The following is a 12,102-nucleotide window of genomic DNA, read 5'->3' on the forward strand; positions in this document are numbered from 1 at the left end:
TCGGCTCTGCAACATGAACCCTACCTGGCAAAAGCCCTGAGCGCCTCATCCCAGCTCATCCGGGAGCACCGTTCCACCCACCGCGCCACGGTCTCCGCTCCCGTTCGTGCGGCCAGCGCCACCACGGCGGCCTTCTCAAGCGGTGCATCGAAACGCTCGCGCGCGTCCCTGGCCAGCTTCTGCACGTCCACGGGGCTGGTCAGGTATGCCACCGCCAGGCCTCCCGGTCGGGTGAGCGCCTCGTAAGCTCGGCGCAACCGCTGGAACCCCTCCAGATCCTGGTGAGGTGGGTGCCGCGCCAGCGCGGCGAAGTATGCGCTCTTGACGGCGACCGGGTCCATCGTAGGCGCCAACCCCAATACGGCGAACGGCTCTTCGGGCGTCATATCAGCTGCTCTCATCCCCTTCCTCTGGAGAGACAGCCTTCGGGGGGCCTCTCTCGGACTCCTTCGGTGGCGCCGCGCCCTCCGCGGCGGGCTTCTTCTTCGAGCGTGACGCACGGCGCGCCGTGGTGCTCGCGGCCTTCTTCTTCCGCGAAGCTCCGCGCTTGCGCAGCCGGTACCCATGCTCGTGAGCCAACGCCTGCGCCTGCTCCACCACCGGGGCCTGGAGAACGGGTAACTGCTCCGACAGGGCCCGCATGAAGGCCTCCAGCACCGGGTGGAGGTACTGGCAAGGGGTGTTCATCCCCCCGGCGGCCACCACCGCCTCGGCGAGCGCCAGCACATTGGCGGCGCGGCGCTCCAGCCAGCGTTCCAGAATGCGCCTGGCGAGCGCCTCCCGACCGGACACCTCCATCGTCCGGAGCGCCTCGATATGCCCCGTGTTCCCAGGATGGGCCTCCAGGTACCGCACGGCGGCATCCCATGCCTCGGCGTCCGAGGAAGCATGGCGCACCGCCTCCTCGAGGAACTCCACCTGATAGGTCAGCACCCTGGGCGCGAACCGGCGCCAGATGCGCAGGCCGTCCCCGGTCAGCTTCATCGAGGAGTAGACCTGCTCCATCGCACCCTCCACCCCCATCAGCATCTGCTCTGCATCCTCCATGTCCCGCGCGCCGCGCAGCAGCCGCTCCAACTGCCGTCCTCCCTGCTTCATCCGACTGCGGTCCAGCAGGATACAGACGGCTTCGCTGAGTTCCCTCCGGAGCTCCTCGTTCGCGTCCTCCCAGCAGACATCCACCCATGACTCCACCAGGCCCGATGCGCAGGTAGACGCCACGCATTCGATCAACTCCATACGCTCAGAGGGCACGGCCCCACCCAGCCAGGACAGCAGGGAGGAGGCCTTCGTGGCGACCAGCCGGCCCAAGCCTTCCTGGAGCCACCCGGGTGCGTTTGGCGCCTCGGGGTTCTGCTCGCACCAGGCCAAGAAGGCCCGCGCCCAGAGGGGCGCGTTCGCGATCCGGGCCAGCAATTCCTGGTAGAGGCCCAGCGCCCGCGGCAGGGCCGCCCCCTCGAAGCGAAGCCCGGACACCGCCTGCACCACCCAGGGCTGGGCCGATGGTTGGAGCGCCGCGGCCTGAGCCAGGGTGCAGAGGGGTTCGGCGTCCTCGATGCGCGAGACGACTGTCTGCGCAAGCCCCGCGGCTACCACCCGCAGCGCCTGCAACGTAGGCGCGGACAGAGCCTCGGAGGCTCCTCCCTCACGCACCGCCCGGGCCAACAGCGAGGCTGACTTTGAGAGAGCGGCGTGCTCCTTGCCCTCCGCCGCCCGGAGCCACAGCTCTCGCGCCGCCAGCTGTCCCGCCAGCTCCCATATCGCTCGAGCTACCTCGGCGGGTGCCGCTCGTGCCCATGCCTCGGCGCGGCTGGCGAAGACGGGGAAGGGCTCGAGCGCGCACAAGGCGAGGAGCGCCTCTTCCACCTCCTCCAGCGAGCGGGGCGGCGGCAGGGAGACGCGCTGGCTCGGCGGTTCGATTCCCAGGAGCGAATCCACCGGGGGCAGGTGCTCGAGCGCCGGGGCGATGAGCTCTGGAGAGGGACTCCCCTCGGAGGAGAGCCAGCCATCCATCGCCCTGGCCAGAAGGGGCGCATGCGCTCGCGCCGGGTCGGTGAGGGGTTGCCACAGCCGCCGCGCGCGCTCCCAATCGCGGGCGCGGCCCGCCGCCCATACCAGTGGCCAGTAAGAGCTCGTTTCAAAAATGGACCAGGGAGCCTAGGTCATCTGACCTGCCTCCCCGGGATTGTTTCATAAATGAACCGCAGAGGTATCCAGACTTCCCTCTACGTACCTGGTGCTCATCCTCGCAAGCATGAGGCGCGAACTGGTCCCGGACGAGCTGTGGGCGAGGGTGGAGCCGCTGCTGCCACGACATCGCCGCAAAGGGAGAAGAGGTCGTCCATTGCGCGACGATAGGGCGTGCCTGCGGGGCATTATCTTCGTGCTCAGGACGGGCATCGCCTGGAGAGACCTGCCAGCCGAGGTGTTCGGGTGCAGCGGGGCGACGTGCTGGAGGAGGCTGCGAAAGTGGAGCCGAGCAGGAGTCTTCGAGAAGCTCCAGCGGGTGTTGCTGAACGAGTTGGGGCACAAGGGGCTCATTGACTGGAGCCGGGCCTCGTTCGACTCCAGCAGCCTACGGGCGATAAAAGGGGGGCCCAAACAGGCCCGAATCCAACGGACAGAGGAAAGGCGGGCAGCAAGCACCACCTGGTCGTAGACCGCCGGGGCCTGCCGCTGGCCACCTTGCTGTCGGCCGCCAACGTGCACGACAAGCGCGAGGCGCTGCCGCTCCTCGACGCCATCCTCCCCATCAAGGGGCCACGAGGCAGGCCACGCAGGCGTCCGGCGAAAGGGCACGGCGACAAGGGGTACGATTATGCCGATACCCGCCGGGGATTACGGAAGCGCCACATCGTTCCCCGCATCGCCCGCCGAGGCGTGGAGTCGAAGGAGCGTTTGGGACGCCATCGCTGGGTGGTGGAGCGCTCCCTGGACTGGTTCCACCAGATGAAACGCCTGCGGATTCGCGAAGAGCGGAACCCACAGATGCACCTGGCACTCCTTCGCCTTGGCCACTGCCTCCTTCTCTATCGCGTGCTTGAGCGCCATTTACGAAATGGCCCTGAATAGGCAGGGCATGTTACCTGACCTCTCAGGTCCATTTTTGAAACGAGCTCTAAATGGCCCAGGCCTCCTCTGGAGCCGCGCCTCGCTCCACCAGGCCGGGTTCGGCGTCCACGCGCACGGCCTGGGTGCTGAGCGTCCTCCAGGAGCCGCGGCGGTGCTGCTCCCGGACGGCCTGCCGGAAGAGGGCGGCGGCGCTGGGGAGCAGTTCCTCCCTCAGCGGCGGCGGCAGCCGCAGGAGCGCGGACAGCATCCCCTCCAGGTCCCCCCGTTTCTGGTACTTTCGGGCCTCCTCCAGCCACTGGCGGTGCTGGCGCCCGGTGCGGTCGTGCTTCTCCATGGCTCAGGGTTCCGGGGAGCCCGACCCGTGTTCGAGATTGAGGAAGAAATCCAGGAGCGCCTCCTCCGCGCGCTCGCGCGCCACGCCGTGGGCCTGCGCGTACTGGTCAAGAAGCCGCTTCAACTCGGCGCGGAGCTCGGGAGGGAGCTGCTCGAGCAGGGCGTGCCCCTTGCGCTCCACCGCGCTCTGCCCCCGCGCCAGGGCCGGGACGGCCTTGCCCACGTCCGCCACCGAGAGGGCCACCGTCTTGGCGTTCGTCGTGCCGGGTTGGCTGACGGATACCTTCACCACCCCGTTGAGATCGTAGGCGAACTCCACCCGCACCGGTGAGTTCGCGGGCCGGGGCTCGAGCGGGAACTCGAAGGCCCCCACCCGTGTGTTCTCCGAGGCTCGGCGCGACTCGCCCTGAAACACCTCCACCTGGACGAGCTCCTGCTCGGACACCAGGGTGTAGAACTCCTCCACCTTCGTTGTCGGCAACACCGTGTTGCGGCGGAGGACCGGGGCAAAGGTATCCGGCGTGGCGCTCCCGAGGTCGTCCTCTCCGATGACGCGCATGCCCAGGCTATGCGACGCCACATCCACGAGGATGCGTCCCACCGGCTCGCCGGACAACATGCCGGCCTGGATGGCCGCGCCCAGCCCCACGGCCAGGTCTGGATCCACTTCCTCATGGATGTCGACTCCGAATGCCTCCTCCAGCATCTGGCGGACCCGAGGGATCCGCGTCGAGCCTCCCACCAGGCATATCTTGGACAGCGACTGCCCCTCGAGCCGGGCCTCCGCCAGGGCCTGGCGGGTCAGGGCCACGGTGGACTCGAGCAGCGGCTCGATGAGCACCTCGAAGACGCGCCGCCGCACCTCCATCTCGAGGTGGATGGGCCTGCCTTGCGCTTGGGTGAGGAACTCCTCCTTCACGTGCACGGAGATGTCCGCGGACAGACGGATCTTCGTCTCCTCGGCCAGCTGGCGCAGGCGCGCCATGGCCCGCACGTCCTCGCGAGGCTCCACGCCCTGCTTCTTGAGCTCCTCGAGGAAGAGCTGAACGAGCTTGTCGTCGAAGTCGTCCCCGCCCAGGTGGGTGTTGCCCGCGGTGGAGCGCACCTCGCGCACCCCCTGGAACACCTCGAGCACCGACACGTCGAACGTGCCTCCCCCCAGGTCGTAGACGAGAAGGATTTCGGGCTCGGCCACACGGAGGGCCTCGGGATGCAGCACGCGCTCATACAGGAGCGAGGCGCTGGTGGGCTCATTGAGCAGCCGCAACACGTGCAGCCCCGCGCGCTGGCCGGCCTCAAGGGTTGCGCGGCGCTGGGCGTCATCGAAGTAGGCAGGCACGGTAATGACCACGTCACGCACGGGGACGCCGGTGGCCTTCTCGGCTCCCCGCTTGAGCGCGGACAGGATTTCGGCGGAGACCTCCTCGGGAGACACCTCGCGCCCGGCGATGGAGTAGCGGTGGAGCGTCCCCATCTTGCGCTTGGCCGAGCGGATGCACCGCTCGGGCCTCAGCATCTCGAGGTTGCGCGCCTCGCGCCCCACGACGACACGATTGTCCTCGTAGAGGACCACCGAGGGGACGATGCGACTGCCTTCCACTGGCACGGCCACCGGGCGGCCCTCAACCAGGTGGGCGATGACGGAGTTGGTCGTACCCAGATCGATTCCAAAGACATGGCTCAAGGGGTATTCCTCACGATGATGGCTTCGCCCTCGCGAATGAGGTGCTCGCCCCGCAGGGCGGCGGCGCGAACCACGCGGGCAATGGCGCCCTCGGCGAAGCTGGGGTGGGGCTGAGTGCCTACAATCCGGAACAGGCGCCCGTCGGGAATGTGGCCGATGGACGCCAAGCGCGTGATCCCGGAGGAGGTCAGAAAGCGCTCGATCCGGGCCGCCACTCCCATGAGTCCCGATGCGAGCGCCGCATCCGCCGCGACGCGGGAGGCCTCTTCGAGCAGATCCAAGGCATCCAGGAGCTCGTCCCAGGGGGGCTCGCTCCCCGAAGAGCTGCCCGACGTGGCGCCGCGGAGAGAAGAGAGCGAGCCCCTCAGCTCCGCGAGTCCCCCTTCCAGCTTGCGCTCCAGATCCTCGACATGGAGGGCCAGACGGGCCTGGGCCCGGGAGGACTTCTGGACGGTATCCAGAAGCAGGGTGCCCCAGGTGGGAGGCGACTCGGCAGGTAATGTGGCCCCGGGGAGTCCGGGCACTCCTGAACGTCCAATGAACAGGCGTCTCAGCCAGGTGAACATCAAATCAACGCCGAGCGTTTCCGACCGGCGCTCCATACAAAACAGAATTGGAGCCGTAGCTTCAGTTCACGCATCAACGCTCGCGCGGATGCGTCTCCCATTCTTCTCTCGATACGGACATTCCTGGGGCCTACTTCTCCCATGGGGCTCCATGGCATGACCTCGCCCGTCACGTCCAGTACTTCCTCCTCGCTTTCATCCCCCCTTGGGAAAGCCCTCTCCCATGAGCCGGTACAGGTAGGTGTCTGTTGTTGAGACCTTGAGGTGGTGCTCACGCTCAACCTTCAACCAGAACTCGCCTTCCCTTTGAAGGACCACCTGGGGCGTCTACCCGCTGGTCCACCCTATACGGTGGGGTGCTCCGGCAGTCCTCGCGTGCCACGGGCACCTCACACGGCAGCCTCCTCGCGGGCTACCGTCACAACTCGCTCATGCCCCCGCCGGTTCCAAGGAGCGGGTGGCCGCCATACCGGAGCCCGGCCTCGAGTCCGCCACTGTGTACGTCGTAGACTTCATGGAGCCCAGTGCCGTCACCACCCGGCCGGTGCCTGCCCGAGGCGCCCGTCGGAATACGCAGGCTGCGACCCGATCTTCGGAGAAGATGCTCAGGAGCGGCAGGAGAGTAGGGCTCATGCCGCCGTCCTGCCTGGTGTGTCTGGTACCAGCGCTGCCAGGTGCCGCCATCGTGCGGCCTGGCTCGACCAAGAGGTGAAACTCAGGCTTTTTCGTCAGGCAGGAGCGTGAGTAGCAGTTCGTCGTCCGGCCCGAGCGGTCGCCACCCGGGAGGAGGAGGCGTGGCGAGGAGCACATCACCAACTTTATCGGCACGCTCCCTATGAGTTTCTGGGGTGTCGGCGAACCACGAGCCGAGCGCCTTGGCAACTTTGAAACGGTTTGCGTCATCCAGCACGGCTGGCCAGCCGTTGGGAAGACACTCTGACAGTTCGCGCACAAGCACATCGCGGACAAAGCGCGTGACCTGCTTGCTCCGTTCCGCCTCGGCGAGCAGCCCGCTCAACACCTGTGCCCCTACGACATCGTCGGCACCAAGTTCCTCGGCCAGCGCAACCAGCGAAGCGGTGGGGCGGGCGTTCGCGAAGGCGGTAAGCGAATCGTAACCGCGCTCACGGACCCGCTCATACAGGCGGACCCTCCAGTTGCCTCGCCAAGCTTGTTCGCCGCTCATTGCCCTCTCCAGCGAGTGAACTCCATCGGGATACCATAGCGCCGCATACGATACGCGACGATGTCCAGGACCTCATTCCGCGTCAACATCCGGCCCGCCCTGGTCTCGGCTTGATTTAGCGCATCCATGACCATCCGGTTCCATTCACCAGGCCATTTGCGGCCTAGCTTCCAGTCGCCACCGCCGTGAATGGCCTCGTGGTATGCCTGCTCCATCTCGACGCAGAACTCGTTGATGTCCATCTCGCCCGTGAAGCCGCGCTTCTCGAACCACTCGCGGAACTCCTTGGGCATGACGTGGTGCCGCGGCGGCTCGGCCATGCCTGCCCCCGCTTTGCCCGTCTCGTGCATGGCCCCCACCTCGGGCCCATCGCCCAGCGCGTCCCTCACGCCCCTGGGTAGCTCGTTGTGCGCCTGTGCCAGCATCACCTGGCCCGCCTGAATTCGGACGGCGGCGCCGACGAGGGGCAGGGAGAGCACGCCCGCGCGCACCAGCTGGCGCACCAGTTCCACCCACTCGGCGGACGCGACAATCCGCGAGCCCATCATCACGCCGTCGCCGCCAACCGCCAGGCCGATGCCGACCAGGGCGGGAGCGGACGGAGGCACCGAGGGCAGCGAAAACCTCATGGTCGAGAGCATGGTGATGGACTCGATGGCCTCCTTGAGCAGCAGCAACTTCTGGAGGTTCTCCGCTGCCACGCGCATTCTCTCCACGGTGGCCGCGAACTCGTCCGTGAGGTGGCCTACCAGCGGGGGCACGTCTTGCGCCGCGGCCTCCACCATCCCGTGCTCCCGGGAGGAGAGCGCCGTCATGGCGGGCTCGAGCATCCTCTGTCTGCGCCACATGTCCGCGAAGAGCGTCTCCACGGGGTAGAGGTGCTGTCTGAGCGCGACGTCGGCGAGGTTGAGGGAGTCCACCCAGACGGCGAGCAGGAGTGAGCCCACCATGGCGGCTTCCAGCCGAGGGCCGGCGAGGCGCAATAGGGCGAGTTGCATGTCCGGGTCCTCCACCTCCGAGGCGGCGTTGGCCAGCCGGGAGGAGGCGGCGAGCTGGGCCTCCATCCACCGCAGTTGCTGGGCGCCGTAATCGACGTAGCGGAGGAAGACGCCGTTTCCGCTGGCGAGGCCACGCCCACTGGCCTTGAGCTTGGAGAGCTCTGCGGAGATGCGGCGGGTGGAGTCCGACACGTCGAGAACGGCACTGCGAAATGCCAGCTGGGCCGCGAGGGCGCTTTGCCGCGAGGCTCTCGCGCGAGAGGCCTCGTGCCAGTCCACTGGCCTGGCACCGGAACGAGGGGTGAAGACGAGAGGGTCGGTCTGGTCTGTGTCCAGGCGCACGACCCGGGAGGCAGTGCCACACCCGAAGAGGAGAACCATCATCACAGCCGTGCAGCACAGCTTCATGGGGATTCCTCCCGGCCATCTCTCCATGGGTAGCCAGTCTGGGAGGATCCAGCGGGTACGACAGCCCCCGGGACGGGGTTCACGGGAAGGTTATGCTGCCGAGGGTGACAAGCCAGCCTTCGTTTTCGTCCCCCAGCTTGAAGGTGCCCCGCGCCCCACATGGTGGTGGGCCGCAAGAATCACTACGGCCATCGAGAATCCCGGCACCGTCACGCTCCCGTCCAGCTTCGACTGACGTTTCTGCGCCTTGCTTCGATACCCGGCAGGCTCATATACCCGCCCCGTCCAGACGGACTGCGGCGAGCTGTTACGGATTTTAGACCACCCGTGCAGCCGGCGCGCTGATCCGAATATCCTTGAAGATTTCCCTCACCTGTAACGCTGCGCTACGGCGATCTCCCATATCGACCAAGACGTCGAGGGTCCTCCGCATCTTCTGAGCCACTCGGCGGTCCGTGGGTCGTCACCGTTGACAGCGTCAGGTCAGTAAAGGCCGCAGTGGAACGAACGGTAAGGCGCGTTCGCAGAGGGTAAGGATAAACGCTTGTGTGCTCGTCCGAACACTTGGACCCGCCGATCCAACAGCTCCAAGTGCCCGTTTCCAGAAGAGAAACGACTCGGTAGGACAGAGGAATCGAACCTCCCAGGGACATGTCTCCATGCCCCCCACCGGTTTTGAAGCCCCATCGCCCGGATCGGCGGGGTCCTCGTGGGGGTTAGCTTCCCTCTGGAGAGGGGTCGGCGGCGCGTCCGTGGAGGTCCACCCGCGTCCGTTCATCTTGGGTACGATTTGGGTACGCGGCGGCTGCATGTCCCCGTGGTCCCATTAGGAGACGAGCTTCGAGCCGATGAAGCGCAGGAGCGACGAGAGCCAGACCAGGGCGTAGGCGATCGGAGGGCGTTGGCCGGACGCGATCCTCGCCACCTCGTTCCAGTCATCGGACAACTGCCCCACCGTCAGCTCGGACTCGGGAGGAGGGGAGTACACCGAGTACAGGTGCTTCTCCGGGATGTTCCAGTAGAAGTCCTCGGTGAGGTCGATCTCCGTGCGGCCTGTCCGTTCCAGGTGATCGAACAGGGCATCTGCCGCCCGTCGCAGGTCGGAAAGCTGGATCCTCACGGGGCCCTCACCAGCCACTTCTCGCCAGCAAGGTCGGACGGAGGGAAATCCGCCAGGGCCTTCAGGAGTTCGGCTTCGACATCCGCGATCGCGCTGGCCAATTTGTCCGGGATGAGGTCGGCCACATCTTCAAGCTCGGTGGCCATGTGGATTGCATGGCGAAGCCCGGGGGATGCGCCGAGCTGATCGAGTCGCGCCAGCAAGGCCGGTCCGAAAAGCCGGTGACAAGCGTAGGCAGGGCTGATCGTGCCCGTGGCCAACGCGCGACACATGCCGAGGGAGGCTACGGCGATGAGTCGCTGCACTTCATCCCCGTCCTTTGCACGGAGCCACAAGATCTGCTCCGCGTATGCTTCCTTGCTCGTGCGCTTGTCGTCCATGTGATGCCTCAACGTCAGTTGCCGAATTCAGCATCGAACGCGGCGATTGCCTCCTCGATGGAGGCATAGGGTACAGAGCGTTGATCAGGAGCCTCCTCACAAAAGAGTTCCCAGAGCTGCCGTTCATGATGATTCATGGATTCCGGACGCATTGGTAGGTTGATCCAGTCGGCGCTTTGGACGACAAAACCTCCTTCCGGAATCAGTTCAAAGCATCGGTAGATAATGGCTTTTTCGGCACTGATGCGACGGAAGACATTGATCAATCTATACAGCGTCGAGTTACTCATCCCTCAGAAGTCCTGTGGGTCAGTCCATTCAAAGTCCTCATCTCGCCAGTCCTTGCGAGAGTTCAATCTTTCACCCAGTCTCGTGATGAGATCCTGGAGGGCCTCTACTTCTGTCCGTCCGAGTCCTGCCTCCCCATCAGGGGTGCCATTGGCATTTTTTACACTCACATTGGCAATTGCGAGGAAGTGCCCGGAGCCTTCTTCGAGAACCTTGATCTTGTATTTGGTCCATGGAATGCCGCGCATGTCGCGAATCTCGAAGACGTTGACCACCCGCGAAATGCTCGCGGCACCATGCAGATCGATTGCCCTCCAATCCATCTGATTTCTCCCTTCTGGTTTGTTCTACCGAGACCCGAAAGATAAGATTCGCCCATCTGATGCAAGATCAATATACCGGCCGTTCTTGACATAGCGAATCACACCCTCGGTGGCGCCTTCAACTGGGAATTTTTGTGCGCCCCTCAGTCTTTGTGCGAATTCAAGGGCCTTCCGTAGATACTGCGCGACGTCTTTGGCATCAACCTCTGCTCCATGTTTGTTGAAGTGGGCCTGGAGTGACTTCGACGGAGAGTCGTAACTCCCTTCATGCCACCGCGCATTGACCTGCTCAAGGTCGTCCCCCTTCGGAGTGTCGCCACCGCTCGTGCCGCTTGATGTCATGGCCACCGCACCTGGAGCGAGGGCGATGGTGACGGTCTCGGCACTCACGGCGACCGTCTTCACTTCCCCCACCGCCGCGAGCCGGATGCCCACCTGCGTCTCGGCTTGTACGGCTGCCTGCATCGAGCCGGGCAGCTTCGACACCTTCGCGGCCAACCCCGGTGCCGTGTTGCCGATGGCCGCCATGGCCAGCATGGCGAAGGCTCGCGCCGCGTTCCTGCCCATGAGCTTGCCGTACCGCTCGCCCGCTGCGCGCAGCTCGTTGAACGTGGTGGCCCGGTCCGCCTCGTCCATCAGCCGCTTGAAGCCCACGACGAGGCCCCAGAAGGTATCGACGCCCACGTACGAAATAATCGTGGCGGTCATCACGGCCGCGAGGCCCTTGGAGATCGTCACGTCGGGAATGGCGACGAGGATCATGTACGTGGTCCAGGTCCAGAGGACCGCTGCCACCATGGCGTGGGGGTCGGCCATGTCCTTGAACGCCTCCAGCATCTCGTCCAGCACGGCGCCCTTGGCCAGGGCCATGGCCAGCGCGAAACGCCCATCCCCATTGACGGTGGGGCTCTCCGCCAGCAGGCGGAGACAGTCCCCGGGCCTGCCGGTGCGCTCGCACCAACGCAGGTAGTCGCGCGTCAACTCCACCTCCGGCGTTGTGGACTGCCCCTCCAGGTGCTCGCCCGGCTTGAGCGGAGTGATGCGGCGGCTGGGTGTCTCGTACGAGTACGAACCGCTCCGCGCCTCCATCTCGAACAGCCGCCGGGCGGCTTCCTGGGGCCGAGTGGGGGGCCGAACATCCCGAGCCAGTTCCGACACGGCCTCCTCGAACTCGCCGCTGCCCAGAGTCACCGGCCTGGCGCTGGAACGAGGGGTGAAGACGAGGGGGTCGGTCTGGCCCGTGTCCAGGCGCACGACCCGGGACGCCGTGCCACACCCGACGAGGAGAGCCAGCATCACAACCGTGCAGCACAGCTTCATGGGGATTCCTCCCGGCCACCCCTCTATGGGTAGCCAATCCGGAAGGCTACCCAATTGGTACGACAACCCCTGGAGCGGGGTTCACGGGAAGGTCACTCCACCCAGGGTGACAAGCCGGCCTCCGTTCTCGTCCCACAACTTGAGGGTGAAGGTGCCCCGCGCCTCGTGAGCCAGCAACTCCGTCTCCACCATCACGAGGCCCGACCCTCCCGGCGGAATGGGCGCGAGCTGCCACGCCTTCGCTTCCTTCACGTCCTGGCCCTTTCCCACCAGCAGTGCCGCATCCTTGGCCGTCCAGGGGGCCGTGCCGGGGTTGTCCATGACCATCGCCACGGCCACCCGCATCACGTCTTCGCCTTTTTCCCGGCGCGTGGTGGTGGAGCGGTAGCTGATGACGGTTGGCGTGAGGAGCGCGTTGGCCGAG

General features: G+C 65.9%; 14 protein-coding genes, 1 tRNA gene and 1 pseudogene. 2 read left to right on the forward strand and 14 right to left on the reverse strand.

The annotated features are described in order from the left end of the window. Positions 1-20: 20 nt before the first annotated feature. Complete coding sequence (locus JRI60_RS21150; protein WP_204227655.1) at positions 21-386, reverse strand: J domain-containing protein; 366 nt, start codon at positions 384-386, stop codon at positions 21-23. 1 nt (position 387) lies between these two features. Next, on the reverse strand, positions 388-2,145 hold the full coding sequence (locus tag JRI60_RS21155; RefSeq protein ID WP_343213427.1) for a DUF6109 family natural product biosynthesis protein: 1,758 nt from the start codon (positions 2,143-2,145) through the stop codon (positions 388-390). Between the two features lie 109 nt (positions 2,146-2,254). Here JRI60_RS21155 and JRI60_RS21160 point away from each other — a divergent pair. Next, a protein-coding gene (locus tag JRI60_RS21160) for an IS5 family transposase (RefSeq protein WP_430384330.1) occupies positions 2,255-3,072 on the forward strand; the annotation gives its coding sequence in 2 pieces (ribosomal slippage) (positions 2,255-2,597 and positions 2,597-3,072; 819 coding nt in all). 46 nt (positions 3,073-3,118) lie between these two features. Here JRI60_RS21160 and JRI60_RS21165 read toward each other — a convergent pair. The 3 genes from JRI60_RS21165 to grpE are packed head-to-tail and all read right to left on the reverse strand — an operon-like array spanning position 3,119 to position 5,613. Then, on the reverse strand, positions 3,119-3,406 hold the full coding sequence (locus JRI60_RS21165) for a DUF6109 family natural product biosynthesis protein (RefSeq protein ID WP_204227657.1): 288 nt from the start codon (positions 3,404-3,406) through the stop codon (positions 3,119-3,121). A gap of 3 nt (positions 3,407-3,409) precedes the next feature. Continuing rightward, the gene (locus JRI60_RS21170; RefSeq protein ID WP_204227658.1) at positions 3,410-5,089 is read right to left on the reverse strand and encodes an Hsp70 family protein; all 1,680 of its coding nucleotides are present in this window, start codon (positions 5,087-5,089) and stop codon (positions 3,410-3,412) included. Next, on the reverse strand, positions 5,086-5,613 hold the full coding sequence (gene grpE / locus JRI60_RS21175) for a nucleotide exchange factor GrpE (RefSeq protein WP_204227659.1): 528 nt from the start codon (positions 5,611-5,613) through the stop codon (positions 5,086-5,088). Before grpE ends, JRI60_RS21170 begins: the two co-directional genes overlap by 4 nt. 419 nt (positions 5,614-6,032) lie before the next feature. On the opposite strand from grpE, the pseudogene JRI60_RS55130 reads away from it, so the two are divergent. Then, positions 6,033-6,205 (forward strand): annotated as a pseudogene (locus tag JRI60_RS55130) (AHH domain-containing protein); the annotation flags it as partial. 165 nt (positions 6,206-6,370) lie between these two features. On the opposite strand, the gene JRI60_RS21180 reads toward JRI60_RS55130, so the two are convergent. From JRI60_RS21180 to JRI60_RS21220, 9 genes are all read right to left on the reverse strand, one after another. After that, the gene (locus tag JRI60_RS21180) at positions 6,371-6,841 is read right to left on the reverse strand and encodes an NUDIX hydrolase (protein ID WP_204227660.1); all 471 of its coding nucleotides are present in this window, start codon (positions 6,839-6,841) and stop codon (positions 6,371-6,373) included. Continuing rightward, positions 6,838-8,247, reverse strand: a complete 1,410-nt coding sequence (locus tag JRI60_RS21185; protein WP_204229510.1) for a DUF2380 domain-containing protein — start codon at positions 8,245-8,247, stop codon at positions 6,838-6,840. The genes JRI60_RS21180 and JRI60_RS21185 overlap by 4 nt, the downstream gene beginning before the upstream one ends. A 621-nt stretch (positions 8,248-8,868) precedes the next feature. Beyond that, positions 8,869-8,955: transfer RNA gene (locus JRI60_RS21190), tRNA-Sec, on the reverse strand. A gap of 118 nt (positions 8,956-9,073) precedes the next feature. Next, entirely contained in the window at positions 9,074-9,367 is a 294-nt protein-coding gene (locus JRI60_RS21195; RefSeq protein WP_204227661.1) for a hypothetical protein, read from the reverse strand. Then, entirely contained in the window at positions 9,364-9,747 is a 384-nt protein-coding gene (locus JRI60_RS21200) for a DUF3969 family protein (protein ID WP_204227662.1), read from the reverse strand. The genes JRI60_RS21195 and JRI60_RS21200 overlap by 4 nt, the downstream gene beginning before the upstream one ends. Positions 9,748-9,761: 14 nt before the next feature. Next, on the reverse strand, positions 9,762-10,037 hold the full coding sequence (locus JRI60_RS21205; protein ID WP_204227663.1) for a hypothetical protein: 276 nt from the start codon (positions 10,035-10,037) through the stop codon (positions 9,762-9,764). A gap of 3 nt (positions 10,038-10,040) precedes the next feature. After that, positions 10,041-10,358, reverse strand: a complete 318-nt coding sequence (locus JRI60_RS21210; RefSeq protein ID WP_204227664.1) for a hypothetical protein — start codon at positions 10,356-10,358, stop codon at positions 10,041-10,043. A gap of 24 nt (positions 10,359-10,382) precedes the next feature. Then, complete coding sequence (sitA5, locus tag JRI60_RS21215; RefSeq protein ID WP_239470643.1) at positions 10,383-11,678, reverse strand: SitA5 family polymorphic toxin; 1,296 nt, start codon at positions 11,676-11,678, stop codon at positions 10,383-10,385. Between the two features lie 81 nt (positions 11,679-11,759). Beyond that, positions 11,760-12,023, reverse strand: coding sequence for a DUF2381 family protein (locus JRI60_RS21220; RefSeq protein WP_343213428.1), 264 nt, complete (start codon positions 12,021-12,023; stop codon positions 11,760-11,762). Positions 12,024-12,102 lie beyond the last annotated feature (79 nt).

This window comes from Archangium violaceum (assembly GCF_016887565.1).
Classification (GTDB): Bacteria; Myxococcota; Myxococcia; order Myxococcales; family Myxococcaceae; genus Archangium; species Archangium violaceum_B.